The organism is Micromonospora sp. NPDC048894 (genome assembly GCF_040649765.1).
In the GTDB taxonomy this organism is placed as follows: domain Bacteria; phylum Actinomycetota; class Actinomycetes; order Mycobacteriales; family Micromonosporaceae; genus Micromonospora; species Micromonospora antibiotica.
Genome location: NZ_JBEZFY010000008.1, coordinates 276,444 through 302,806, shown reverse-complemented (window position 1 = coordinate 302,806; position 26,363 = coordinate 276,444). Strand labels below are relative to the sequence as shown.

The following is a 26,363-nucleotide window of genomic DNA, read 5'->3' as shown; positions in this document are numbered from 1 at the left end:
CGGCCGGGTCGGGCTCACGCCGTGGCGCGGGCCGACCCGGCCGGGTGCGGCTCAGTGCGGGGTGTTCGGATCGTCCCGCCGGAAGGGCTGGGTGCGGTCCCCGTCCGCGTCGGCCGGGCCGGTGGTCGGCTCCGTGGACTGACGCGGGATCGCCTGGGTCGGGTCGGCCGACGGAGGCTGCCCGAACGGTGGGGCGGACTGCGGAGCCCCGAACGGCGGGGCGGACTGCGGAGCCCCGAACGGCGGGGCCGACTGCGGCGGGATTCCGGTCGGTGGCCCGGACTGCGGCGGCGCGGACTGCGGCGGCGCGGACTGCGGAGCACCGAACGGCGGCGCGGACTGCGGCGGGGCGAACCCGGGCTGGCCGTACTGCCCGGCACCAGGGTGACCCGGGGGCGGGTAGCCCTGGCCCGGGTAGCCACCCTGCTGCTGCGGCCAGCCGGGCTGCGGCTGGCCGTAGACGCCGGGCTGGGGCTTCGGCTTCGCGACGTAATAGAGGGTGCGCCAGATCCGGTAGACCACGAAGGCGGCCATCCCGAACAGCGCCAACCAGGCCGCCCGGGTAAGCATGCCGAGCAGGGCGTCCAGCACCTCGGCCTCGGCCAGCCGGCCGACCAGCCAGATCAGGAAGGTCAACACGCCGAACAGGGCGCCGAAGGCGTACTCGGCGAGGGCGACCTGGGTGAACTGCCGGGCCCGGCCGGACACCGGCGCGAGGTGGGTGACCAGCAGCACGGCCAACAACGGCAGCACCGTGGCCTCGACACCGACGAAGGCGAAGAACTCGCTCCCCGCCCGCCCCGAGAAGGTGCTGTAGTCCGACATCGGCACGAGCAGCCGGACGAACCCGACGAAGAGCAGCACGGCGTTCGCGCCGAGCAGGACGAGCGCGGCGAGTTCGCGCAGGGGTGCGGTGATCTGGCGGGCCTGCGACGCGTCGTGCGACGCGGGCTCGGCGGGGCTGGTCACGAACTCTCCCTCGGGGCGAAACGGACAGATGCCGACGTGAGCCTAGTCTCCCGGGCCGCCCGGCGGCGGCTCGCGTCCCGTACGGGAGGATGGACGACATGCGCATCGTGGTTCTGACCGGCGGGATCGGGGGTGCCCGATTCCTGCTCGGCGTCCGGGCGTACGCCCGCGAGGTGGGCGCCGAGGTGACCGCCGTGGTCAACGTCGGCGACGACCTCTACCTGCACGGCCTCAAGGTCTGCCCCGACCTGGACAGTGTCCTGTACACCCTCGGCGGGGGTGCCGACCCGGAACGCGGGTGGGGGCGGGTCGGCGAGAGCTGGACCATCAAGCAGGAGCTGGCGGCGTACGGTGCCGAGCCGGGCTGGTTCTCCCTCGGCGACAAGGACGTCGCCACCCACCTGGTGCGCACCACCATGATCAATGCCGGGTATCCGCTATCGCAGGTCACCGAGGCGCTGGCCGCCCGCTGGCAGCCCGGCGTACGGCTGCTGCCGGCCACCGACGACCGGCTGGAGACGCACGCGGTGGTCGACCTGGACGGCGAGCGGCGGGCCATCCATTTCCAGGAGTGGTGGGTCCGGTACCGGGCGGGCGTGCCCACCGACCGGTTCGTCTTCGTCGGCGCGGACACCGCCAAGCCGGCCCCCGGGGTGGCCGAGGCGCTGGCCGCCGCCGACGTGGTGCTGGTCGCGCCGAGCAACCCGGTGGTGAGCATCGCCCCGGTGCTGGCGGTGCCCGGCCTGCGCGACGCGGTCGCCACCGGTCCGGCCCGGGTCGTCGGGGTGTCGCCGATCATCGGCGGCGCACCGGTGCGCGGGATGGCCGACCGGTGCCTGGAGGTCCTCGACGTCGAGTGCAGCGCCGCCGGGGTGGGTCGGCTCTACGGCGGTCGCAGCGAGGGTGGCCTGCTCGACGGTTGGCTGGTCGCGCCGGAGGACGACGGGGTGGCGGTGCCCGGGGTGACCGTCCGCGCGGTCCCGCTGCGGATGACCGACGAGGCGGCGACCACGGCGATGGTCCGGGCCGCGATGGAGCTGGTGTGAGACTGGAGATCCTGCCGGTGCCGGGCATCGGCGACGTGACCGAGGGCGACGACCTGGCGGTGCTGATCGGCACGGCCGCGCCGTGGTTGCGCGACGGCGACGTGCTGGTGGTCACCAGCAAGATCGTGTCGAAGGCGGAGGGCCGGCTGGTGGACGTGCCGGCCGACGGCCCGGAACGGCTCGCCGCCCGGGACGAGGTGCTGGCCGCCGAGACCGCCCGGGTGGTGGCCAGCCGGGGGGCGACCCGGATCGTGCAGACCCACCACGGCTTCGTGATGGCCTCTGCCGGGATCGACGCGTCGAACGTCGACAAGACCCGGCTGGTGCTGCTGCCGGTGGACCCGGACGCGTCGGCGCGGGCGCTGCGCGCCGCCCTGCGGGACCGCTACCGGGTCGACGTCGCGGTGATCATCAGCGACACGATGGGCCGGCCGTGGCGCAACGGGCTGACCGACGTGGCGCTCGGCGTCGCCGGGATGCCCGCCATCCGGGACCACCGGGGCGAGGTCGACCCCTACGGCAACGAGCTGCAACTGACCCAGATGGCGGTGGTCGACGAGCTGGCCGGCGCAGGTGAGCTGATCAAGGGCAAGTGCGACCAGGTCCCGGTGGCGGTGGTCCGGGGCTACCTGCCGTCGTCGTCGCCCCCGGCCGACGGTGGCCGGGCGCACCCGCCGGCCGGGGGCGACGGCCGGGACGACCGGCCGGCGGTCCGGCTGGTCGACGACGGGGCCGGAGCCGCCGCCCTGGTGCGGGAGAGCGCGTTGGACCTGTTCTCACTGGGCACCGCCGAGGCGATGGCGGCCGGGATGCGCGCCGCCGCGACGCTTGCCGACGGCCGTGGTGAGGCACCGGTGGACCCGGCGGCCGTCGACCGGGCGATCGCCGCGGTGGCCGAGGTGGTCGCCCCCGGCACCACGTTCACCCAGGTCACCGACGACGAGGTACGCGCCGGTCTCGCCGCGACCGTCGACGGCTGGCCGATCGGGGCGAGCGGTCTGCTGCTCGGCGCGGCACCCACTCCCGTCGACCAGCCCGACCTGGTGCGTTTCGGCGTCGACCTGCACCGGCTGCGGATCGCGCTGGCCGCCGAGGGGATCCCGTCCACCCTGCTGCCGCCACCGACGGGCAGCATCGCCAGCGCCTGCCTGGCCCTCTGACCGGCCAGCACCCTCCCCGGGCGGGCTGACCGAGCCGGTCATGATCACCACAGGGTCGCCGAGGTGGCGGCTTCCGCGAGGCTGGACACCGCCGGGTCAGCCGCACCTGCCCGCTCGCCGCGTCACGCGTCACGCGTCAGGCGTCAGGCGTCAGGCGTCAGGCGTCAGGCGTCGAGCATGGCCCGGCCGAGCGGGGTCAGGGTGTGCAGCACCGTGTTGCGGTCGCGGCGGCTGACCAGCAGCCCGGCGTTGCGCAACACGGTGGTGTGCTGGCTGACGGCGGCGGCCGAGATGTGCAGCCGCCGGGCCACCTCGCCGGTCGTCGCACCGTCGTCGCTGACTTCCAGGACCGCCGCCCGGGTACGGCCCAGCAGCGCCGCCAGCGCCTCCCTACCGCCGTCGCCGGCAGGTCGGCCACCCTCGCCCGGGGGCGGGTCCAACCCGCCGAGCCGGTCGGCCGGATAGACCAGCACCGGCGGCAGCATCGGGTCGAGCAGGGCGACCGGGGTACGCGCACAGAAGAACGAGGGCACCAGCAGCAGCCCCCGACCGTCCAGGTGCAACTCCCGGCGGTTCGGATAGTCGAGGACCTGGAGGACCCCGGATTCCCAGCGCATCCCCGGCCGCAGGCTCGCCAGTAGTCCCTCCGCCCCACCGTCGAGCAGGGCGCGGGCGCGTACCGCCCGGTCGGCCTCCACGGCGGCCCTGATCCGCCCCCAGTACGGGTCGATCGCCACCGACCGGTACTGCGCCATCGACTCCGTCAGGTGGCGGAGGACCTCCGGCTCACCCCGGGCCAGCGCGGCAGCCGACGGCGGCAACGGGTTCGTCCCCGCCAGCAGGGCCAGGTCCCGGCGCAGCAGCCCGGTCGGGGTGGACCGGACGGCGTCCAGCCCCGCCTCGAAACCGTCGAGGCTCTGGTACGGGGTGAGGAAGTCGGGGAAGTAGCCGCGGGGCGGGTTCAGCGCGAACAGCAGCCGGAACTGGTCGGCGGCGGTCTCCCGACGCAGCCCGGTGGCCACGCCCCGCCGCCAGCCCGCCATCAACGGGTCGCGGGTCCGCCCCTGGAGCAGGTGCAGGCTGAGGACCGACTCCCAGACCGGATCGGCGGCAGGGGCGACCCGGGTCCGGAGGATGTCCTCCTGGGAGAAATGAATGGTCAGCATCGAGCGCTCCTGGGGCGGGGCAGGGGGAGCCCGCCGACCCACTGAACTGTACCGGGCGGCACTTATCTCCACTTTTAAGCGTGGGCTGAAAGACCTCGACGCCCGTACCGTCGGTTGACATGCTCCTACTGCCTGGTACGACGCGTGGGGGTCTCCCCACCGTCCACCTGGTGGCCTGTGGCCCAGGGAGACGTGGGTCCGGGAGGCACCACGAGGGTCTGCGGCCCTGGTTCCGTGGAGGTGTCGCCCGGGCCCACCACCCGAGCGGTGGTCGGCTCAGCCGATCCAGAGCGCCACCCGATGATCCTCGTCGGTGACGTAGAAGCTGCGTCCGTCCACCTCGGCCACCCCCTCGACATTGTGGAACGGCGCCAACTCGGCCGCCACCTCACCCGCGATCCGGTCGTCGTCGGTCGGCTCCCAGCGGAACCGGACGTGCCGTGAGGTGACATCGCCACCGGTCGGATGGTCGTCCAGCAGCACCGAGCCCTTGCCGAGCGCGTCGATCGACCCGACCACCGCCGCGTACCCGCCGTCGGGCGTCGGGGTGATCGCGCGGAAACCCACCAGTGCACCGGGCGGCGTCACACCGGTCACCACATACGCCCGACCGGCGCGCGGCCAGCCGCCACCGGGGGTGAACATCTCCGGGATGCCGGCCAGCTCGACCAGGACCGGTTCCCCGTCCACGGTCACCGGGAATCGGAGCCCCAGCAGCACCGTCCCGTGCGGGGTGAACGTCGCCGCCTCCACGTTCAGCGGCAGGTCACCGTCGGCCAGCCGGCGTACCCAGGACTTGGCCCGCGCCGTACCCCGGGACACCGTCTCGCCGATGAACCGCTGGCGGACCCGCTCACCCGGCGGCAACGGGGTGAACGCCGCCTTGACCAGGGCGTCGTTGACCGCCCGGTGCACCCGGAACCGGTTGCGGACCACCTGCACCGGCAGCGTCCCGGTGGCGGCGTCGTCCTCCCGGAACCGGGCCACGAACGCACGGCGGGGCCGCAGCGGGCCGGCCTTCGAACCGAAGTGCGACCCGAAGACGTACACCCAGCCGTCGTGCGCGGCGAGCGCCTCACCGTCCTCGGTACGGCCGTTCTCGGTCCCCGCGTCGGCCGTCACGTGATGGGCGACCCACTCGCCGTCGGTGCGCTCCAGCAGCAGGGCGAGGCAGTGTTCCACCGGCCCCTCGTCGAGCACGGTCCAGAAACCACGGACAGCGTCGTACGCCCGTAGCAGCGACCGGGACCGGACCGGCAACAGGTCGCTGGCCTCGTTGCCGGCCACCACGAACTCCAGAAGTCTCAGGCTCACCGCGCCAGGGTACGGAGCGCACGCTCGTAGAGTGTCGGGATGCCCGACGCCTTCCCCGCCACCCCGGTCCCCTCCCCGGCCGGCACCACCGAGCCAGCCGCCCCCACCGAGCCGGGCGGGACTGCCGACCCGGGCAGGACTGCCGACCCGGGCAGGACTGCCGACCCGGGCAGGACTGCCGGGTCCACCTGCGCCAGCCGGGCGGACACCGCCACCCTGCCGGGCGGGACCAGCGGAGCCCGCCCCGGAGTGCCCGGCGACGGAAACGTGGCGCTGCACGCGGACGCGGTGGCGGTGCTGGCCGGTTGGACGCCGACCGGGCCGGACGCCGCCGAGGCGCGGGACCGCACCCTCGCGCTCCTCGCCGCCGGCCCGGTCGCCCTGACCCGCCACCACCTGCCGGGGCACCTCACCGCGAGCGCGCTGATCCTCGACGCCGCCGGAGCCCGGGTGCTGCTCTGCCTGCACGGCAAGCTGCACCGCTGGGTGCAGTTGGGCGGGCACTGCGAACCGGGCGACGAGACACTGGCCGGGGCGGCGTTGCGCGAGGCCACCGAGGAGTCCGGCATCCCCGGGCTGGTCATCGATCCCGTACCGATCGACGTGGACATCCATCCGGTGGCCTGCCAGGGTGGTTCGCTGCACCACGACGTGCGGTTCGCGGTCTTCGCCCCGCCGGACGCGGTCGAGCAGGTCAGCGACGAATCCGAGGCGCTCGGCTGGTTCCCGACCGACCGGCTGCCGGAGCCGCTGGCCGGCGGGACCGCCAAACTCGTCGCGCCGGCCCTGGCCGTCCACGCCCACCGGGCCCGCTGACCGCCCGCTCCGACCCGCGCCCGGGGGCCGACCCGCCAGACGGCCGACCCCGGGAGACAGCCGACCCGCCAGACGGCCGACCCGGGAGACGGCCGACCCCGGGAGACAGCCGACCCGCCCCCGGCGGTGGGCCCGTCCGGGCGGCCGGAAAGCCCGACGGTCGCAGCGGCATACCACCGGGCGGGGGTCAGGCCGCCCCGACAGTCAGACCAGCCCGTCCTCGCCCCGGGCTTTCAGCTCGTCGACCAGGGCCTTGACGTCCTGGGCCCGGTCGCGCGGGCAGACCAGCACCGCGTCGGGGGTGTCCACCACGATCAGGTCACGGACCCCGAGAGCGGCGACCAGCCGACCCGACTGCGGCACCACCACCAGGTCGTGGGCGTCGTGCAGCAGGACCCCGGGCTTGGCGTCGGTGCCCAGCACCACGTTGCCGGCCGGGTCGGCGGGCAACACCTCGCCGAGGGTGTGGAAGTCACCCACGTCGTTCCAGCCGAAGTCACCCGGCACGGTGGCGACCCGGCCGGCGGTGGCCGCGCCCTCCATCACCGCGTAGTCGACGGAGATCTTCGGCAGTGTCGGCCAGACCGCGCCGAGGACCTCGTCCTGCTCGGGGGTGCCCCAGGCCGCCGCGATCGAGATCACCCCGGCGTGCAGGGCGGGCTGCTGGCGGGCCAGCTCGGCGAGGAAGACGTCCACCCGCCAGACGAACATGCTGGCGTTCCAGAGATGCCGACCCGAACGCAGGTACGCCTCGGCGACCGACGCGGCCGGCTTCTCCTTGAACTCGGTCACCGGACGCAGCGGGCCGTCGCCGGTCGGCTCACCGGTCTCCAGGTAGCCGTAACCGGTCTCCGCCCGGGTCGGGGTGATCCCCACCGTCATCAGCAGCCCCTGCTCGGCACCGCCGATCGCCGCCCGGACCGTCTGCACCCAGGTGGCCGGGTCACGGATCAGGTGGTCGGCGGCGAAGGAGCCCATCACCGCCGCCTCGTCCCGCCGGGCGATCACCGCCGCCGCCAGGGCGATCGCCGCGCAGGAGTCCCGGGGCGACGGCTCCACCAGGATGTTCTCCTCCGGCACCCCGCTCAGCTGCCGGGCCACCGCCGCCGCGTGGGCGGCCCCGGTGACCACCAGGATGTGCTCCGGTGTGGTCAACGGCGCGAGCCGGCCCACGGTCGCCTGGAGCAGCGACGCGTCGGTGCCGGTGAGCGGATGGAGGAACTTGGGGTGCCCCGCGCGGGACAGCGGCCACAACCTCGTGCCGCTGCCACCCGCCGGGATGACGGCGTAGAGCATCAGCACATCATGCCCGAACCGCCACAGGTCGGATGCCGGGTCCGCCGTACGGTCAGCGACCACTCAGGAACGCGCCCGGCTCCAGGCGGCGATGTGCACCTCGGCGCTGGACGCCCAGGTGAACTCCTTGGCCCGGTCGAAACCCGCCTTGGCCAGCGACAACCGCCGCTGCTCGTCGTCGAGCAGGGCGGCCAGGTCGGTGGCGATCTGGTCCGGGTCCTCACTGGTGTACGCGACCGCGTCACCGCCCACCTCGGGCAGTGAGAGCCGGGGCGTGGTGAGCACCGGCGCGGCGCAGGCCATCGCCTCCAGGATCGGCAGACCGAACCCCTCGCCGTACGACGGGTAGGCGGCGACCAGCGCCCCGCCAAGGAAGCCGGGCAGGTCGGCGTAGCGCAGGTAGCCGGGACGCAGCAACCGCAGGTGCGACGGGACCTCGGCCACCGCGCGGTCGATGTCCTCGTCGTGGCCCTGGCCACCGGCGATCACCAGGGCCGGCGGGTTCTCCCGATCGCCCACCGCCCGCGCCCACCCCCGGATCAGATTGGGTACGTTCTTGCGCGGCTCCTTGGCCCCGAGGAAGGCGACGTAGCTGCTGCCGGCGAGCCCGAGCCGGGCCCGCACCCGGGCCTTCTCCTCCTCGCCCGGGGCGTGGAAGGCACTCTGGTCGACCCCGTGGTAGGCCACGTCGATCCGGGTCGGGTCAGCGTCGAGCAGCCGGATCAACTCGTCGCGGGTGGCCTTGCTCGGCACGATCACCCGGCTGGCCCGGCGCAGCGACGTCTTGATCGCGCTGCGGAAGAACGTCCGCCGGGACTTGTCGTAGTGCTCCGGCTCGGTGAAGAACGTCGCATCGTGCACGGTCACCGTGACCGGGCAGCCGGCCCGCAGCGGGCAGGTGTAGAACGGCGAGTGCAGCACCTCGGCACCGACCTGCTGGGCGAGCAGCGGCAGGCCGGTCTGCTCCCAGGCGAGCCGGGCCGGGCGGTGGGCGACAGCGGCCGGGGCGGGGATCACCTCGGCCCCGGGCAGCATCCGGGTGTAACGCTCCAGGTCGGTACGCAGGCTCACCACGACCAGGTCGACCGTCTCCCCGCAGACTGTGCCGAGGGCTCCGAGCAGGCCATCGACGTATCTACCGACGCCGCCACGGTCGGCGGGGACACTCGTGGCGTCGATGAGCACGCGGGGCGGGCGACCGGCGGTCACGGGGCGACTCCTTGCACTGACTGGTCTGTGGGAAACAACACTCCGGGCAAGCCTACGCCGGAGCCCGGTACGGACGCTGACTCCGACCCGACCGTACGCCGACTTGTCATCGTCATCGAATACGGGCGACAGGGGCGTATCGTTCGCGCCGATGGCCGACAACATTGCCCGGGTGTTCGCCGCCGCGATCGCGGCCGACCCCGCCCGCCCCCTGCTGACCTGGTACGACGACGCCACCGGCGAACGCACCGAACTCTCCGGCGCGACCCTGGCGAACTGGGTGGCCAAGACCGCCAACCTGCTGGTCGACGAGCTGGCCCTGAGCCCCGGCGACCCGGCCGGGGTGCTGCTGCCACCGCACTGGCAGACCGCCGCCGTGCTACTCGGCTGCTGGTCGGCCGGGTTGACGGTGCGTGACGAACCGGGTGACGTGGACGTGCTCTTCGCCGCCGCCGACCGGGTGGCCGAGGTCGACGCCTGGCCGGCCGGCGACCGGTACGCGCTGGCGCTCGCCCCGTTCGCCGCCCCGCTGCGCGAGGTCCCCGCCGGCTTCGCCGACTACGTCGTCGAGGTACGCACCCAGGGTGACCACTTCACCCCGTCCGGCCAGGGTGGCCCCACCGACGCGGCCCTGCTGGCCGAGGCGGACGCCCGCGCGACGGCCCTCGGCATCGCCCCCGGCGACCGGCTGCTCATCGACGCGACCACCCACCCCGACCCGCGCGACTGGCTGCTCGCCCCGCTGCTGCGGGGGGCGACGGTCGTGCTGACCGGCAACCCCGACCGCTCCCGCTTCCCCACCCGCGCCACCACCGAACGCACCACCCACACCCTCCCCTGACCCCCACCCCCTCCGCCCTGCTCCCACCCCACCCCCGCCGCTTCCTCCCCGCTTCCCCCCGCCCTCCCCGCCTCGCCCCGCCCTCCTCGCCTCGCCCCGGTGATCAAGAGCTTTACGTCAAAATTCCGCCGACAAATGACGTAAACCTCTTGATCACCCGACCTCGATGGCGCTGGTGTTCGGTGATCAAGAGGTTTGGGTCAGAAACAGGGGGCGGATTGACGTAAAGCTCTTGATCACCGGGGCGAGGCGGGGCGGGCGAGGCGGGGCGGGCAGGGCACGGGGCGGGGCGGGGCGGGCAGGGCACGGGTAGAGCGGGCGGGCAGGAGACGGGCAGGGCGGAGCCGGGGGCAGGGGTGGGTGGGGTTAGGGGGTGGGGCGGGTTTGGGCGAAGGCGGCGAAGGCGGTGAGGGACTCCGGGTTGGCCAGGGCACCCTGGGCAGCTGCCGAGTCGACCGGAGTGCCGGTGAGGATCTTCTTGACCGGGACTTCCAGTTTCTTGGACGACAACGTGCGCGGCACTGCCCGGACCTGGTGAATCTCGTCGGGGATGTGCCGGGGCGACAGGGCGGTACGCAGCTCGCGGGCGATCTTGCGGCGCAACGCGTCGTCGAGTTCGAGGCCCTCGGCGAGCACCACGAACAGCAGCAGCTCCCCCGCCCCGCCCTCGTCGTCCTCCAGGTGCACCACGACCGAGTCGACCACCTCGTCGAGGCCCTCCACCACCGAGTAGAACTCGGCCGTGCCGAGGCGTACGCCGCCCCGGTTGAGGGTGGCGTCGGACCGGCCGGTGATCACGCAGCCGCCCCGCTCGTTGATGGTGATCCAGTCGCCGTGCCGCCACACCCCGGGATAGACGTCGAAGTACGCCTCCGTGTAGCGGCGACCGTCCGGGTCGTTCCAGAACCCCACCGGCATGCTCGGCATAGGCGCGGTGATCACCAGTTCGCCCAGTTCGCCGAGGACGGGGGTGCCGTCGGCTGAGCGGGCCTCCACCTTCGCACCGAGCGCCCGGCAGGTGATCTCACCGGCGTACACCGGTAGCAGCGGCACACCGCCGACGAAGCCGGTGCAGACGTCCGTCCCCCCGGACAACGACTGGAGCTGGAGGTTGGTGCCGACCGTGTCGTACACCCAGGTGAAGCCCTCGGCGGGCAGCGGCGCTCCGGTGGAGCCGACCCCGCGCAGCGCGGACAGGTCGGCGACGTCCCTGGGCACCAAGCCGGCCTTGCGGCAGGCCAACAGGAACGGCGCGGACGTGCCGAAATAGGTGGTGCCGGTCTCGTCGGCCAGCCGCCACAGCTCGCCCAGGTCGGGGTGGCCGGGGTTACCGTCGAACAGCACGATCGTCGCCCCGACGGCCGGCCCGGAGACCAGGAAGTTCCACATCATCCAGCCGGTGGTGGTGAACCAGAAGAACCGGTCGGCCGGGCCGAGATCGTGGTGCAGGGCGAGCATCTTGAGATGTTCGAGCAGGATGCCGCCGTGCCCGTGCACGATCGGCTTCGGCAGGCCGGTGGTGCCCGAGGAGTAGAGCACGTAGAGCGGGTGGTCGAACGGGACCGGGGTGAAGGTCAACGCCCCGTCGGTCTCCGCCGCCAGGTCGGCCCAGCTCAGGCTGCTCTGTGGTACGCCGCCCGGCGCGGCCTCCGCACCGCCGACGGCACCACCGGGCAGCGCGGATGCCGGGGCAGCGCCGTCGGAACCGGCCGGAGGGGCAGCGCGGTCGGAACCGGCCGGGGCGAAGCCGTCGGGGCCGGTCGGGTGCAGGTAGGGGATGTGGACGGTGTGGGTCAGCGACGGCAGGGCGGCCCGGATCGCGGCCACCTCGGCCCGCCTGTCGACCGGCTTGTCGCCGTACCGGTAGCCGTCCACGGCCACCAGGACCTTCGGGGCAATCTGCTGCCAGCGGTCGACGACACTCCGGGTGCCGAACTCCGGGGCACAGGACGAGAAGATCGCCCCGAGGCTGCTGGTGGCCAGCAGCAGCACGTACGTCTCGGGGATGTTCGGCGCGTACGCGGCCACCCGGTCCCCGGCGACGACGCCGAGGCGGCGCAGCCCGGCCGCCACTCGACGGACCTGTTCGCGCAGCTCGGCGGCGGTCAGGGTGACCGGCGGGCGGGTCTGGGAGTGGGCGACCACCACCGGGTCGTCATCGGCGCGGCCGGGCAGCCGCAGCACGTTCTCGGCGTAGTTGAGCGTCGCGCCGGGGAACCACCGGGCACCGGGCATCGCCGCATCGGTCAGGGTCGCCGTCGGCGGGGTGTGCGCCACCACCTCGAAGTGGTCCCAGATCGAGCGCCAGAAGGCGTCCAGGTCGGTGACCGACCACTGCCACAGCGCGTCGTAGTCGGCGAAGTCCAGCCCCCGGTGCTCCCGCAGCCACCGCAGGTAGCCACCGATCCGGGACCGCTCGCGTACGTCCGCCGGCGGCGTCCACAGCACGTCACCCACCGCTCCACCCTCCCTGAGGCCCACACGGCACTGTGCCCGGCCATACCGCCATCTTGCCTACCTCGCAGCGCCATCATCCACACCGGGGCCCACCACGGAAACGTGCCCCGCGCACACAATCCGTCCCCACCCCCGCTGCCGAGTCCGGCTCAACCCGCTGATCAAGCACCCATCTCCCACTGATCCAGCTGACCCATCGACCAGACCCCGTTGATCAAGAGGTTCGGGTCAAATTCCAGCCCGAACCTGACGCATACCTCTTGATCACCGGACCGACACATTCCGCCCCGGCCGAAGCGACGGGCTGGCGCCGGTGATCAAGAGGTTCGCGTCAACATTGAGCCGATACCTGACGTATACCTCTTGATCACCGGGCTGGGACGCCCAACGCCGGGTGCAGCCGGGGGCTGGGGGGTGGTGATCAAGAGGTTTGGGGCAGGACTGGGCGCGGAGCTGACGTAAATCTCTTGATCACCGGGGCGGGAGGGGGAGCCGGGGGGCAGGGGTGGGAAGGGGGAGCTTGGGGGGACGGAGGGGGTCAGGAGGCGCGGTGGGCTTGGATGGCGCGGCGTTTGGCCAGGCGGTGGGCTCGGCGGATCTCGGCCTCCTTGTAGCGGCGGTGATCGTCTGGGGTCTCCGGGAGGACGGGGCGGACCGGGCGGGGGGCGCCGGCCACGTCCACACCGACGAAGACCAGGTAGGCGGTGGCCACCCGGACGGGTTCGTCCTCGGCCGAGTCCCAGCGCTCGGCGACCACCTTCACCCCGACCTCCATCGAGGTGTTGCCGGTCCAGTTGACCTGGGCGTGGGCGTGCACCAGGTCACCCACCCGGACGGGCTCGGAAAAGACGATCTCGTCGATGGAGGCGGTCACCGCCGTACCGCCGCTGTGCCGGGCCGCCGCCGCCCCGGCCACGTCGTCGACGAACTTCATCAACACCCCACCGTGCACGGTTCCGTACAGGTTGACATCGACAGCGGTCATGATGCGACTCAGCGTGACCCGGGAGTACGACGTCGGCTTGCCGGGAGGGGTGGTGGGGTGCTCGGTCATGGCAGAAACGGTACGGTGCGCCAATGCGACATCTCTGGAGCTTCCTCGCCGGGCTGGTGGTGGCACCCGTCACGTGGGTGCTGATCACCCTCGGGCAGGACGGGTCGGGCCGGACCGTGGACCGCTGGGTGGAGATCGGCACGTACAACACGGCCAACCTGATCGAGCCGACCGTCTACCTCGGCGTCGCCGGTATCCTGCTCGGCCTGGTCGGCACGCTGCGCACCTCGCCGCTCGGCCCGCTCGTCGCCGGGCTGCTGCTGGTCACCCCGTACGTCGGGATGTTCATCGCCCCGTTCACCGTGCTCGACTGGATCCCGAGCGGCTGGAAGGTGCTCGGCGACCCGCTGCCGCTGCACCAGCCGGTGCAGAACGGCACCCTGTTCCTGATCGGCGTGCTGCTGCTGATGGCCGTGTTCAGCGCCCAGCGGTGGCGGCGCTGGCCGCAGCCGGCGACCGGGACGGAATCGGCCCCGGCCGACTACGACGACCCGCCACCGCCCAGCTATGCCACGAGCGACTGGCCGCCGGCCGGTCCGCCCGCCCGCAGCGAGCCGGACACCGCGCCGCTCACCCTCGGCTACCCCGACCTGGACACCCCCACCGAGCCGCTGCCCCGGCGGGCCGGCACCGAGTCGCCGTGGTCCGCCCCGCCGCGCTACGGGGCCAAGCCGGAGAACAGCCCCGACAACCGTTGACCGCTGACGGGTGGGCCGGCACGACTGGCCCACCCGATCATCCGGTACGGCTTCTTCACGGCCGAGCCGTTGTCAGGACGGCTCGGCCCCCTCGGGCGGTGACCAGGGATCGACGGGCAACTCGTAGACGAGTCGGTAACGGTCACCAGGAAACACGATGTCGGCGGTTTCCACTGCGGTCCGCCCGGCGAAGTAGGTGCGCTCGACTTCGATCACCCACCTGCCGCCGCGCCGGTCGAGTTCGAGGGCGGCAGCTTCCTCGGGCATCGCCTGCCGGGTCGTCACCTCTTCCACAAACCGGTCGACGGCCACACCGATGAAGTCCATCCGAGCGACCACGCCGATGATCGGACCTCGCTCGGGGTACTCGATCGGCGTACCGCCGGTGAGGGCCAGCGGCTCGTACGAGTCGGCAAGTTGTATCGGGGCTCCGTCGGCCAGGTAGCGGTACCTGGTGTGCATGACGACGTCGCCGGGCCGGATGCCGAGCCGTTCGGCGATGCGGGGCGTCGCGGGGATCTTCTCGCTGTCAGACTCCCAGCTCGGTTGCTTGCCTGCGGCTTCGCTGTCCCGGGCGAACGGTGACGTGCTGCCGATGCGGTTGCGCAGGTCCCGAGAGTGGGCGCGACGCACGAGCGATGTGCGGCTGCGGACGTAGTTGCCCGATCCCCGTCGGCCTTCGATGAGCCCTTCGCTGCGGAGCATGGTGAGGGCGTGCTTGATGACGGTGCTGGAGAAGCCCCAGCGCTGCTGGAGTTCCCTCTCGGTGGGCAGCTTGTCCCCAGAGGACAGTTCACCGCCAAGGATCCGCTGTCGCAGGTCATCCACGACGCGCTGATAGTTGGGCGGCTCCCTGCCGGTCATGGATGACCCCTCCACGTGGACACACCTACTCACGGTCAAGTCGACCACGTCTCCGCAGGCGCAGCAAACAATGTCAAACGTTCATGATCCGAAAGTTAGCACAATTAAATCCTTTACTGATCCAGAGTTAGTGCGCTAACTTTCGGTAGCAGTGCAGGAGCCCTCACTCAGAGCTATCTGCGCAGCTCACAGCCCCGCTTACCGAAGGTAAGAGTGATCATGAGGTCTGAAGTGGTATCGATCGTGTTCGGGGGCCTGGTGCCGGGCTTTCTGGTCGGGCTGCTGGCGTTCCGGGTCAAGTCGAGGTGGTGTCCGCGCTGCGGGGAGTCCACCACCGTGGCCGTACCCCCGCCGGTGGAGCGGGACCGGTGAACCGGCCGGCGCTGACCGACGTCGACGAGCTGCCGATCGGCCGGCGGGTGGCCCGCTGGCGGGTACGCCGCCGGATGACCCAGCAGATGCTCGCCGACCGGCTCGGCAAGTCGAAGAGCTGGGTGGACAAGGTCGAACGCGGCGTACGCAGCCTGGACCGCTACTCGACCGTCCAGGAGATCGCCGAGGTGCTGCGCCTCGACCCGGCCACCCTGCTCGACCCCCGCAGACCGCTACCGCCCGTGACCGCCGGCCTCGACGGTGTCGACGCGGTCCGCGCCGCCCTGGCCCGCTACCACCACCAGCGTCCGGCCCGGACGGTGTCGCCCGACGAACTGGGGCGGCATGTCGCGCACGCCTGGCTCACCTACCAGCACGCCCACTACACGCAACTGCTCCGGGCCCTGCCCAGCCTGCTCGACGCCGCCCGTGCCAGCCCGGGACCGCTGGTGGCCGCGTACCGGATCACCGCATCGGTGCTGGTCAAGCTCGGTGAGGCCGATCTCGGTTGGCTCGCCGCCGACCGGGCCGTCGCCGCCGCCGTGGGGGACCCCGTCCGCGCCGGCACCGCGACCATCGTCGTGGCCCAGGCGCTGCGCGCGCTCGGCCGCGACCGGCTCGCCCTCACCGCCGCCGTCGCCGCCATCGGCACCGCCACCCACGACGCGGTACGCGGGACGCTGTTCCTCCAGGCCGCGCTGGCCGCCGCCGGCTGTGGTGACGGCCGCCGCGCCGACGACCTGATCGACCACGCCACCGTCCTCGCCAACCGGTGTACGAGCGGCGACGACCCGCACCACACCGCGTTCGGCCCCGCCGCCGTGCTGCTGGCCCGCTTCCTGACCGCCCTGCGCCTCGGCGACACGGCCGTGGCGGTCCACCACCACGAGAAGGCCATCGGGCGCGACGACTGGCGTCGGCTTCCCGTCGAGCATCGGGCCGCGCACCTCGTCGACGCCGCCCGCGCCTACCTCGACGCCGGTGACCTCGCCGCCGCCGGTCGTACGCTGGTCGAGGCCGACACCATCGCGCCCGCCGAGGTCCGCTACCGCCCCGCCGCGCGTACCCTCGTCGCCGAGATCGCCCGCAGCGGCCCGCCAGCCGCCGACGTGGCCCGCCTCGCCACCACCGTCGGCCTCACCCGCTGACCCGCCAGCAGCCGCACATCGAGATCGTCGGCAGCTCACGGAACTTGACACCCACTTCGCACCTTGCCTGTCAGGTGCGAAGCAGGCGTCCGGAACGGAGGAGCAACGAACCCGGCGGTCAGTCCTTGAGCAACTGGCGGGCCATGACGATGCGTTGGACCTGGTTGGTGCCTTCGTAGATCTGGGTGATCTTGGCGTCGCGCATCATCCGCTCGACCGGGTAGTCCCGGGTGTAGCCGTACCCGCCCAGCAACTGCACCGCGTCGGTGGTGATCTCCATCGCCGCGTCCGAGGCGAAACACTTCGCCGCCGCCCCGAAATAGGTCAGGTCGGCGTCGCCGCGCTCCGACTTCCCGGCCGCCGCGTACGTCAACTGCCGGGCCGCCTCCAACTTCATCCCCATGTCGGCGAGCATGAACTGGATGCCCTGGAACTCGGCGACCGCCTTACCGAACTGCTTGCGCTCCTGCACGTAGCCCTTGGCGTAGTCCAGGGCCCCCTGGGCGATCCCGACGGCCTGCGCGGCGATGGTGACCCGGGTGTGGTCCAGGGTCCGCATCGCGGTGCCGAACCCGGTCCCCGGCTCGCCGATCATCCGGTCAGCGGGAATCCGCACGTTGTCGAGGTAGACCTCCCGCGTCGGAGAGCCCTTGATGCCGAGCTTCTTCTCCGGAGCACCGAAGCTCACCCCCGGGTCGGACTTCTCCACCACGAACGCGGAGATCCCCCGCGAGCGGGCCGCCGGGTCGGTCACCGCGAACACCGTGTAGAACTCCGACACGCCGGCGTTGGTGATCCACCGCTTCACCCCGTTGAGCACCCAGTGATCACCATCACGCACCGCCCGCGTCGTCATCGACGCCGCGTCACTGCCCGCCTCCGGCTCCGACAGGCAGTACGAGAACATCCCCTCACCCGAGGCGACCCGGGTCAGGTACCGCTGCTTCAACTCCTCGGACCCGGCCAGGATCAGCGGCATCGTGCCGAGCTTGTTCACCGCCGGGATCAACGACGACGACGCGCAGACCCGCGCGACCTCCTCGATGACGATCGCGGTGGCCAGGGCGTCCGCGCCGGCACCGCCGTACTCCACCGGGATGTGCGGGGCGTGGAAGTCGGCGGCCCGCAGCGCGTCGTACGACGACTGGGGGAACTCACCGGTCTCGTCGGCCTCGGCCGCGTGCGGGGCCACCTTGGCGGCACAGACGTCGCGGACCGCCTCGCGGACCGCGTCGTGCTCCTCGGGCAACCGGTAGACGTCGAACGTCTGCTCTGCGGCCATGTCGACCCTCCCATTTCACGGCTATCATGCGCAGTCTGTGACGTCCCTCAGGCCGCCGACTGCCGCGGTTGAAGAATAGCCATCGCGACCCCCGTCATGTTACCGACAGGTAGGATCACGCCGCACGGCCCCCGAGAGCGCACAACTACGCTGACCGAACGACAGGTTTTTCCATCGGTGCCCGGCCAGGCGCCGCAGCCGATTGCGACGCAGTGAAGCGCCGCCAGCGCGAGCGGAGAAGACAGGCGTGACGATCCCGTACCCGAACATCCAGCCGGCGCCGACCATCTCCCCGGTGACGCCCCCCTCGGGTGCGCCGCGCCCCCGGGTGACCTTCCTGGGCACCGGCTACCTCGGCGCGACGTACGCCATCTGCTATGCCGAACTGGGCTACGAGGTGCTCGGCTTCGACGTCGACGCCGACAAGATCGCCAAGCTGAACGCGGGCGAGGTGCCGATCCACGAACCGGGCCTCGACGAGCTGCTACGGCGTAACCTGGCCGCCGGCCGGCTGCGGTTCTCGACCGACATCGCCGAGACCGCCGACTTCGGCGACGTGCACTTCATCTGCGTCGGCACCCCGCAGCGCGCCGACGGCATGGGCGCCGACCTGTCGTACGTCGAGGCGTCGGTGACCGCCCTGGCCCAGCAGCTGACCCGCAAGGCGCTGATCGTCGGCAAGTCCACCGTCCCGGTCGGCACCGCCGAGTGGGTGGAGCAGCTCGTCGGCAAGCACACCCCGACCGACCTGGGCGTCGAGGTGGCCTGGAGCCCCGAGTTCCTCCAGGAGGGCTTCGCCGTCGACGACGTGCTGCGCCCCAACCGGATCGTGGTCGGGGTCAAGAGCGAGTGGGCCAACGCCATGCTCTACGCCGCCCACAAGGGCGTCTTCGACCTGGCCGCCACCGAGGACCGGGAGGTCCCGCTGGTGGTCACCGACTTCGCCACCGCCGAACTGGTCAAGGTCGCCGCGAACGCCTTCCTGGCCACCAAGATCTCCTTCATCAACGCGATGGCCGAGGTCTGCGAGGCCAGCGGCGGCGACGTCACCCAGCTCGCCCGCGCCATCGGCTACGACCCCCGGATCGGCAACCGGTTCCTCCAGGCCGGCCTCGGCTTCGGCGGCGCCTGCCTGCCCAAGGACATCCGCGCCTTCCAGGCCCGCGCCCAGGAGCTGGGTGCCGGCGAGGCGCTGCGGTTCCTGCACGAGGTCGACCTGATCAACCTGCGCCGCCGCACCCGGGTCCTCCAGCTCGCCGCCGACCTGCTCGGCCGCCGCTCCGGCCCGGCCGGCCCGGACTTCTCCGGCACCCGGATCGCCGTGCTCGGCGCGACCTTCAAACCCAACACCGACGACGTCCGCGACGCCCCGGCCCTCGCCGTCGCCGCGCTGCTCGCCAAGGCCGGCGCCGACGTGCACGTGTACGACCCGCAGGGCACCGAGAACGCCCGCCGGGTCGCCCCGGAACTGGTCTTCGAGGACAGCGTGAACGACGCGGTCTCCGGGGCCGACCTGGTCTGCGTACTCACCGAGTGGGCCGACTTCCGCAACGCCGACCCGGTGGCCCTCGGCGAACTGGCCGCCGGGCGCAAGGTCGTGGACGGCCGCAACTGCCTCGACGCGGCACTGTGGACCCAGGCGGGCTGGGAATACCGGGGCATGGGCCGCCCCTGACGACACCGGAACGCGTCGGTGCGGGAGGTGACACTCCCGCACCGACGCGTTTTTTGTGCCCCTAACGGAGCGGCAGGTGTCGAAATCCACGCCCGCTCAGGGCATGCTGCGTGGGGACGGCGTCCACAGTGCGGCCGGCCGGGTGGAGGGATGTCGTGGAGAACTTCCAGTGCTCCTCGTGCGGGCGGCAGATGAAGGCGGCGGCCCGCTGCCCCGACTGCGGGGCCGAGCAACCGCAGTGGCGCGAACACCTGGCCGACATCGAACGCTCCATCGCGGAGATGAAGGCACGCGACGCCGAGATCGCCCGCGAACAACGGCAGATCGCCGCGAAGATGCAGGCCGCCCTCTTCCAGCGGGACATCCTCGCCCACGCCGGTGACGAACGCGTCAAGCAGGCCACCCGCCCGCGCCGGGTGCTGCGCCGCAAGCCGGGCCGTCGACCGCCGACCGCCGCCACCGGAGCGCCACCCCGGGTGCCCCGGCAGGGCACCCCGGCCGGTCCGGACGAACCCCCGCTCCCACCGCCGTACCGGACCGCCACCTGGCTGGGCGCGGACAACCCGGAACACCCGGCCGAGGCCTCCTCCCGGGAGGTGCAGAACATCCCACTCGGGCTGGGCGCACTGGTGCTGGCGGTGGCCGCAGTGGTCTTCGCCGCCGTCGCGACCAGCTCGATGGACGCCCTGGCCCGACTCGGCATCCTGCTGGTCGCCACCGTCCTGCTGCTGCTCGCCCCGCCGGTGCTGGCCAAACGGGGCCTGACCTCCACCGCCGAGACGATCTCCACGGTCGGCCTGCTGCTGGTGCCGCTGGCCGGGTACGCGCTGTGGGCGGTGGACCGGATCGGCGCGTCCGGCGCGGTCTTCTCCGGGATGATCTTCGCGCTGACCACCGGGGTCGCCCTCGCCTACGCCGTCGGCACCGGCCTGCGGGCCCCCCGGTTCGCGGCGGTGCTGGCCGCCCAACCCGTGGTGCCGCTGCTGGCGTACGGGTGGATCAGCGGCCCGACCGGCTGGGCGGTGGTGTTCACCGTGGTGGCCGTGCTCGACCTCGGACTGGTGCGCTCCGGCATCATGCGGGAACGACCGGCCCCACCGGAAGCCGCGACCGGCGGCACCACCGCCCCGCCCCGGCAGCGGGTCACCCCGGACGGCCGGCCGGAGGGCGCACCCGAGGAGACGGGCGAGATCCTCGACGGCTCGGCGGCCACCCCGACCGGGCCCGCCCGACCGGTGCCAGGGCTGCCCGAGGCGACCTGGCTGCTGCACGGGGTGGCGGTGGCGCTCGCCCTGGCGTACGCGGTCACCGCCCTGCTGCGGGTGCAGACCGTACCGGCAGCCACCGGGGCGGGTGCGGCGCTGCTGCTGGCCGCGGCGGTGGCCCTGGCCGGCACCCTGCTGCTGCGCCGCCCGCCGCTGCCGGACGTGGGGGCCGGCATCCTCACCCTGGCCGTGATCGGCGCGCTCGGGCGGATCGCCTCGGTGGCCTTCCCGGACCGGGCGTTGCTGCTGATCGCCGCCGTCATCACGTTGACCGGGCTGGCCGTGCGGGCCGTACCGGAAGCAGCCCGACGGGGGCCGCAGCTCGCCTCCGCCGCAGCGCTGACCGTCAGCGGCCTGGTGGTGGCCGGCGGTGCGCTGCGGGCCGGGCTGGCCCCGGTCCAGGCGGCGTTGCCGGCCTGGCGGGCCGACCTGTCCGCGTTCACTGGCGAGGTGGCCGCGACGGCCGGGCCGTCCGCCGGGCAGCTCGCCGCCAGCGCCCTGTTGCTCACCGTCGCGGCGGTGCTGGCCCTGCCGCCGGAGATCCGCCGCGAGTTCGCGGTGGTCGGCGCGGGCCTGACCGCGCTGGCCGTACCCGCCTCACTGGGTCTGGGTTGGGTGGCGGCCCCCTGGCCGATGGTGCTGGCGGCGGTCGCGATCGGCGTCGCCGGGATCTCCGCCGGCACGACCCGGGCGGCCGTGGTGCACGCCGGCACCGCCACCGTCGTCGGGTTCGTCGGGGCCGGCGCCGCCCTGAGCCGGCCGTCGGTGGCTGCCGCCGCACTGGCCGTGCTGATGCTGGCGGGCGTGCTGGTGGCGCTCGCGCCCCGGGTACGCATCGCCCCGGCCGCCGCCGACGTCCTGTCCGGTTGGGCGGCCGGTGGGGCGGCATTCGCGCTGCCCGGCGCGGTCACCGCGTTCGTGGCGGCCACCGAGCCGCCCGGGCCGGCGCTCACCCCGGCGGTGCTGCGGGAACTGACGGTGCCGATCCTCGCGGCGGGCTTCCTGGCCGTCTGCGTCACCCTCGGCTACGCGGCGATGATGCAGGTGTCGCAGCGGCACCTGAGCCTGCCGCACGCCGTCGGCACCGGGCTGGGCGCGTTGGCGGTGATCGGGGCCGCCTTCTTCGCCCCGGGACGCACCGCCGCCGACGCCTGGCTCGGTGGGCTGGTGCTGATCGCCACGCTGCTGCTGCTGTTCGCCGGCCGGATCGACGCGGGTCGGCGTTCCGACCTGGCGCTGGACGGCGCGGACCTGGCCGCCGCCGCCGTCACCGCCGCACTGATCGCCACCCTGGCCCGGATCACCGCGGTGATCTCCCCCGGTGGGCAGCTCGCGGTCGCCGCCGTGCTGGTGCTGGTGGTCGCCGTCGCCGCCCGGGCGATGCCCGAGGAGTGGCGGCGCGGCCCGGTGCTCGGTATCGCCGTCGGTGCCGCCCTGATCGGGGTGCTGGCCGGCTGGTCGACGCTGCGCGGCGGGGTGGGTGTGCTGGCCACCCCGGGCCCCATCTGGGCCGGGGACCTCACCGCCTGGCCGGCCGCACCGACCGGTGGCTCGGCCTGGCAGGCCCCGGTCGCGCTGGCGCTGCTCGCGCTCGCCGCCGCGATCCTGCTCCCCACCCCCTGGAAGTACGACGTGGCGGGCATCGGCGCGGTGCTCGCCACCATCGGTGTCCCGGCCGCCTTCGACCTGCCCTGGTGGTCACCGGTCCTGGTGGGGTTGACCGTCGCCACCGTCTTCGCCATGGCCGCGGTGGCGTCCGCCGACCCGCGCGCCGGGCTGTCCCGGGCCACCGTGGCCGGGGTGGTCGCGTTGCACGCCGCCGGAGCCGGGCTGGTGCGCCCGTGGACCACCGCGCTCGCCCTGGGCGGCATCGCGTTGATCGGTCTGGCCGTGGCGGCGGTCGCCCGGTCCGTCGCCCCCTCCCTGGTGGACGACGTCGAGACCGAGGGGATGCCGCCACACCTGGTGCAGATCGGTGGCCTGGCGACCGCCGCCGCGCTGCTCACGCTCCCCGGTGCGGTGGCCGCCCTCGCCGCCGAGTTCGGCCACGGGTCGCAGGTGGTGCTGACCGCCGCGTTGGCCGCGTCCAGCTTCGGCCTCGCCGCCGTGGCCGCCGTCCGCCGCCAGGTGCCGCAGTACCTGCCGTACGCGAGCGCGGCGATCGCCGGTGGAGCCACCGTCAGCGCGCTGGCCGCCATCTTCGTCGACCTGCCGTCCGGGGTGTTCGCCGCCGCAGCCGCACTACTCGGGGTGCTCGCCGAACTCGTCCGGGCGGCGACCGTGCCACCGGTCGGGTCCGCCCAGCCGACCCGCCGCTGGACGGTCCTGCTGGACGGGGCGCTGCGCCGGCTGCCCGACGACGGTACGCAACGACGCTGGCGGATCGACCCCGCCGCCGGGGCGCTGGCCGCGGCGGCCGTGCCCACCGTGCTGGCCCTGATCTCCCTCGCACCGCTGCTCTTCGTGGCGCTGGTCGAGCCGCACCGGATGCTCGCCCACATCTGGCAGGGCCCACCGCCGCAGCTGCGTACCCCGCCACCGAAACTGGTCGACCCGACGCACGTGCTCACCGCGCTGCTGCTCACCGGCACCGCCGCGCTGGCCGCCACCGGCCTGTCCGGTGGGCGTCGGTCCCGGGCGGTGCCGGTGGTGCTGCCCGGCCTGGCGGTGACGCTGCTGATCACCCCGATCGCCCTGGGCATGGCCTGGCCGCAGAACGCCCTGGCCGCCCTCGCCGTGTTCACCATCTCGATGCTGGGCCTCGCGTTGACCCCGCCACCCCCGCTGGCGGAGCGGGCCCGGTCGCTGCGGTTGGCCCGGGTGCTGGTCTTCGTCATCGGGCTGGCCGGTGGTGGCGCGGGGCTGGCCGGCAGCCTGGCCAGTGAAGGGCTGACCCTGTTCACCCTGGGCGGCGCCGTCGGCGTCGGGGCCGTCGCCGCGCTCGTCGGCACCACCGGGCGGGCCCGCATCCTCGGCTGGCTGTTCGCCTCGCTGATGGCGCAGCTCTTCGTGCTCACCGCCGGGCTGGTGGCCGGTTTCCCCGCCGTCTGGTCGGCGTTCGGGGTGCTCGCCGTGGGCGCGGCGTTGCAGGTCTTCGCCGCGACGCTGCCCCGGCTACGGCGGCCCGAGGCGCACCGGGAGGCCGCCACCGTCGAGTGGAGCGGGTACGCCGCCGCGCTCATCGCCCTGGCCCTGGCGTTCGACTCCCCCCGGCACATCGCCGCCCTGCTCGCCGCCTGGGGTGCCGTGCTGGGGGTGGCCGCCGTCCGGCCGGGCCGGCGACCGGTGGAGCGGCGGATCCTCTTCTGGGCGGTGGTCGCCTGCGAGATCGTCGCCTGGTGGATCCTGATGCGGGTCGCCGACGTGGCGCTGCCCGAGGCGTACACGCTGCCGTTCGCGGCGCTCGCCCTCCTGGTCGGCATGTTGGAGTTGCGCCACCGCCCCGACCTGTCCAGCTGGGTGGCGTACGGCCCGGCACTCGTCGCGGCATTCGTGCCGACCCTGGCGATCGTGCTGGCCACCGACTCCAGCATGCTGCGCCAGGTGCTGCTGCTGCTCGGCGCGGTGGCGGTGCTCGTCTTCGGCTCGACCAGCCGGCAGCAGGCCCCGGTGATCGTCGGCGCGGCGGTGACCGCGATCGCGGCCGTACACGCCCTGTTCAGCCTCGGCCCGTGGCTGGTGCTCATCCCGGTCGGCCTGGTGCTGCTGGTGCTCGGGGCGAGCAACGAACGTCGCCGCCGCGCCCAGGACCGGCTCCAGACCGCCCTGCGCTCCATGAGATGAAGCCGGAGGGTCACGGCGGGGTTCGGACGTGGCCGGGCTCAGTGGGCCGGGTGGTCGTGGGTGGTCACGGCCTGGGCCGGGTGGTCGTGGGTGGTCACGGCCTGGGCCGCAGATCGTGGGCGGCCCAGGCCAGGGTGGGGCTGCGGGGGTCAGGTCAGGGAGGCGCGGAGGGCGGCGTCCTTCTCGGCGACCAGGTCCTCCAGGTCGGCCTGGAAGGCGACCATCCGGGCGCGCAGGGCCGGGTCGGTGGCCGCGAGGATGCGGACCGCGAGCAGGCCGGCGTTGCGGGCGTTGCCGATCGACACGGTGGCCACCGGGATCCCGGCCGGCATCTGCACGATGGACAGCAGCGAGTCCATTCCGTCCAGATGCTTGAGCGGGACCGGTACGCCGATCACCGGCAGCGGGGTGACCGAAGCCACCATGCCGGGCAGCGCGGCGGCACCCCCCGCCCCGGCGATGATCACCTGGAGTCCCCGGTCGGCGGCGTCCCGGCCGTACTCGATCATCTTGACCGGGGTGCGGTGCGCGGAGATCACCGCCACCTCGTACGGCACCTCGAACTCGTCAAGCGTGTCGGCGGCGGCTCTCATCACCGGCCAGTCCGAGTCGCTGCCCATGATCAGCCCGACGGTGCTCACCCGTGCCCCTCCCGCAGCCAACGGGCGGCCCGTGCGGCCCGTGCCCGTACGTCGTCCAGGTCGTTGCCGAGCACCGTGACGTGCCCGATCTTGCGGCCGGGTCGGACCTGCTTGCCGTACAGGTGGACCCGGGCACCCGGTTCGGCGGCGAAAAGGTGGTGCAGCCGCTCGTCGAGGGAGATCCCCCCCGGCTCACCGCCGAGCACGTTCGCCATCACCACCACCGGGGCGGTCAGCGCGGTGTCCCCCATCGGGTAGTCGAGCACCGCCCGCAGGTGCTGCTCGAACTGCGAGGTCCGGGCCCCCTCGATGGTCCAGTGCCCGGAGTTGTGCGGGCGCATCGCCAGCTCGTTGACGACCAGCCCGGTGTCGGTCTGGAACAGCTCCACCGCCAGCAGGCCGACCACACCGAGCGCGGTGGCCAGGTCGATGGCGAGCTGCTGGGCGGCGACCGCCGACTCCTCCGCCAGGTCGGGGGCGGGAGCGAGGACCTCGACGCAGATCCCGTCCCGCTGCACCGTCTCCACCACCGGATATGCGGCGACCTGCCCGAACGGTGAGCGGGCCACCTGCACGGCCAGCTCCCGGCGCAGCGCCACCCGCTCCTCGACGATCAGCGAGGTGCCCCCGGCGAGCAGGGTGGCGGCCAGCTCGGCGGCCTGCCCGGCGTCGTCGACCAGCCACACGCCACGCCCGTCGTAGCCGCCCCGGGCCGCCTTGAGCACCACCGGCCAGCCCTGCTCCGCACCGAAGGCGAGCAGGTCAGCAGGGGCCTCCACCGGCCGCCACGCCGGGTTGGGTGCGCCCAGCGCACCGAGCCGTTCCCGCATCACCCGCTTGTCCTGGGCGTGCAACAACGCCTCGGCGGGCGGGAAGAGCTTCACGCCCTCGGCGGCGAGGGTGCGGATGTGCTCCGTCGGGACGTGCTCGTGGTCGAAGGTGACCACGTCGCAACCCTTGGCGAAGGTGCGCAGCGCGGCGAGGTCGGTGTGGTCGCCGTACTGCACGTCGGTGGCGACGAGCGCGGCACCGTCGTCGGGGGCGAGCGCCAGCACACGCAGTGACTGGCCGAGGGCGATGGCGGCCTGGTGGGTCATCCGGGCCAGTTGGCCGCCACCCACCATGCCGACGACGGGCAGACCGGTACGGGAATCCATAGCGCCACCAGCCTAACCGGGGCCGTTCGCCGCCCGGCCCGAGGGCCACCCGGCTGAGCGGACCACCACCCGAAACCGGGCACCGCTCCCTGTGGGCGACCACCCGAGCCGGTCACCGCTCCCTGTGGGCGACCACCCGAGCCGGTCACC

General features: G+C 73.3%; 20 protein-coding genes. 9 read left to right on the top strand and 11 right to left on the bottom strand.

All coding sequences use genetic code 11. From position 1 onward, the window contains the following. Window positions 1-51 precede the first annotated feature (51 nt). Window positions 52-969, bottom strand: coding sequence for a hypothetical protein (locus AB0C22_RS20010; RefSeq protein WP_357536305.1), 918 nt, complete (start codon window positions 967-969; stop codon window positions 52-54). Between the two features lie 98 nt (window positions 970-1,067). Here AB0C22_RS20010 and cofD point away from each other — a divergent pair, with 98 nt between their 5' ends. Further along, entirely contained in the window at window positions 1,068-2,015 is a 948-nt protein-coding gene (gene cofD / locus AB0C22_RS20005) for a 2-phospho-L-lactate transferase (RefSeq protein WP_219467346.1), read from the top strand. Beyond that, entirely contained in the window at window positions 2,012-3,175 is a 1,164-nt protein-coding gene (locus tag AB0C22_RS20000; RefSeq protein WP_357536303.1) for a coenzyme F420-0:L-glutamate ligase, read from the top strand. The genes cofD and AB0C22_RS20000 overlap by 4 nt, the downstream gene beginning before the upstream one ends. Before the next feature lie 164 nt (window positions 3,176-3,339). Here AB0C22_RS20000 and AB0C22_RS19995 read toward each other — a convergent pair whose 3' ends face one another. Next, the gene (locus AB0C22_RS19995) at window positions 3,340-4,341 is read right to left on the bottom strand and encodes a winged helix-turn-helix domain-containing protein (protein WP_219467342.1); all 1,002 of its coding nucleotides are present in this window, start codon (window positions 4,339-4,341) and stop codon (window positions 3,340-3,342) included. A gap of 276 nt (window positions 4,342-4,617) precedes the next feature. Then, entirely contained in the window at window positions 4,618-5,655 is a 1,038-nt protein-coding gene (locus AB0C22_RS19990; RefSeq protein ID WP_357536301.1) for a hypothetical protein, read from the bottom strand. A gap of 249 nt (window positions 5,656-5,904) precedes the next feature. Here AB0C22_RS19990 and AB0C22_RS19985 point away from each other — a divergent pair, with 249 nt between their 5' ends. Then, window positions 5,905-6,471, top strand: a complete 567-nt coding sequence (locus tag AB0C22_RS19985; protein ID WP_357536358.1) for an NUDIX domain-containing protein — start codon at window positions 5,905-5,907, stop codon at window positions 6,469-6,471. A gap of 204 nt (window positions 6,472-6,675) precedes the next feature. Here AB0C22_RS19985 and AB0C22_RS19980 read toward each other — a convergent pair whose 3' ends face one another. Continuing rightward, entirely contained in the window at window positions 6,676-7,767 is a 1,092-nt protein-coding gene (locus AB0C22_RS19980) for a sugar phosphate nucleotidyltransferase (RefSeq protein WP_219467337.1), read from the bottom strand. A 63-nt stretch (window positions 7,768-7,830) separates the two neighbouring features. After that, window positions 7,831-8,976, bottom strand: a complete 1,146-nt coding sequence (locus AB0C22_RS19975) for a glycosyltransferase family 1 protein (RefSeq protein ID WP_219467335.1) — start codon at window positions 8,974-8,976, stop codon at window positions 7,831-7,833. Window positions 8,977-9,127: 151 nt separating this feature from the next. Here AB0C22_RS19975 and AB0C22_RS19970 point away from each other — a divergent pair, with 151 nt between their 5' ends. After that, complete coding sequence (locus tag AB0C22_RS19970; RefSeq protein ID WP_219467299.1) at window positions 9,128-9,817, top strand: TIGR03089 family protein; 690 nt, start codon at window positions 9,128-9,130, stop codon at window positions 9,815-9,817. Between the two features lie 366 nt (window positions 9,818-10,183). Here the strand turns inward: AB0C22_RS19970 and AB0C22_RS19965 are convergent, their stop codons facing one another. Further along, window positions 10,184-12,265 carry an acetoacetate--CoA ligase gene (locus AB0C22_RS19965; protein ID WP_308291128.1) on the bottom strand — a complete coding sequence of 694 codons (2,082 nt, stop codon included), beginning with the start codon at window positions 12,263-12,265 and terminating at the stop codon, window positions 10,184-10,186. A 547-nt stretch (window positions 12,266-12,812) separates the two neighbouring features. Next, on the bottom strand, window positions 12,813-13,328 hold the full coding sequence (locus AB0C22_RS19960) for an acyl-CoA thioesterase (RefSeq protein WP_091248315.1): 516 nt from the start codon (window positions 13,326-13,328) through the stop codon (window positions 12,813-12,815). A 23-nt stretch (window positions 13,329-13,351) separates the two neighbouring features. Between AB0C22_RS19960 and AB0C22_RS19955 the strand changes: the two genes are divergently transcribed. After that, entirely contained in the window at window positions 13,352-14,026 is a 675-nt protein-coding gene (locus AB0C22_RS19955; RefSeq protein WP_208570975.1) for a hypothetical protein, read from the top strand. A 72-nt stretch (window positions 14,027-14,098) separates the two neighbouring features. Here AB0C22_RS19955 and AB0C22_RS19950 read toward each other — a convergent pair whose 3' ends face one another. Then, window positions 14,099-14,890 carry a GntR family transcriptional regulator gene (locus AB0C22_RS19950; protein WP_357536297.1) on the bottom strand — a complete coding sequence of 264 codons (792 nt, stop codon included), beginning with the start codon at window positions 14,888-14,890 and terminating at the stop codon, window positions 14,099-14,101. Between the two features lie 219 nt (window positions 14,891-15,109). On the opposite strand from AB0C22_RS19950, the gene AB0C22_RS19945 reads away from it, so the two are divergent. Next, window positions 15,110-15,262 carry a hypothetical protein gene (locus AB0C22_RS19945; RefSeq protein WP_208570977.1) on the top strand — a complete coding sequence of 51 codons (153 nt, stop codon included), beginning with the start codon at window positions 15,110-15,112 and terminating at the stop codon, window positions 15,260-15,262. Then, window positions 15,259-16,410 carry a helix-turn-helix domain-containing protein gene (locus AB0C22_RS19940; RefSeq protein ID WP_357536295.1) on the top strand — a complete coding sequence of 384 codons (1,152 nt, stop codon included), beginning with the start codon at window positions 15,259-15,261 and terminating at the stop codon, window positions 16,408-16,410. Before AB0C22_RS19945 ends, AB0C22_RS19940 begins: the two co-directional genes overlap by 4 nt. 118 nt (window positions 16,411-16,528) lie before the next feature. On the opposite strand, the gene AB0C22_RS19935 is transcribed toward AB0C22_RS19940, so the two are convergent. Continuing rightward, window positions 16,529-17,692 carry an acyl-CoA dehydrogenase family protein gene (locus AB0C22_RS19935; protein ID WP_357536293.1) on the bottom strand — a complete coding sequence of 388 codons (1,164 nt, stop codon included), beginning with the start codon at window positions 17,690-17,692 and terminating at the stop codon, window positions 16,529-16,531. Window positions 17,693-17,939: 247 nt separating this feature from the next. On the opposite strand from AB0C22_RS19935, the gene AB0C22_RS19930 reads away from it, so the two are divergent. Beyond that, a complete protein-coding gene (locus AB0C22_RS19930; protein ID WP_208568510.1) occupies window positions 17,940-19,367 on the top strand; it encodes a UDP-glucose/GDP-mannose dehydrogenase family protein in 1,428 nt (475 codons plus the stop codon). Window positions 19,368-19,522: 155 nt separating this feature from the next. Then, on the top strand, window positions 19,523-24,415 hold the full coding sequence (locus tag AB0C22_RS19925; RefSeq protein ID WP_357536291.1) for a permease: 4,893 nt from the start codon (window positions 19,523-19,525) through the stop codon (window positions 24,413-24,415). A 149-nt stretch (window positions 24,416-24,564) separates the two neighbouring features. On the opposite strand, the gene purE is transcribed toward AB0C22_RS19925, so the two are convergent. After that, entirely contained in the window at window positions 24,565-25,056 is a 492-nt protein-coding gene (purE, locus tag AB0C22_RS19920; protein ID WP_208568512.1) for a 5-(carboxyamino)imidazole ribonucleotide mutase, read from the bottom strand. Further along, a complete protein-coding gene (locus tag AB0C22_RS19915; RefSeq protein WP_219467287.1) occupies window positions 25,053-26,213 on the bottom strand; it encodes a 5-(carboxyamino)imidazole ribonucleotide synthase in 1,161 nt (386 codons plus the stop codon). Before AB0C22_RS19915 ends, purE begins: the two co-directional genes overlap by 4 nt. Window positions 26,214-26,363: the final 150 nt, after the last annotated feature.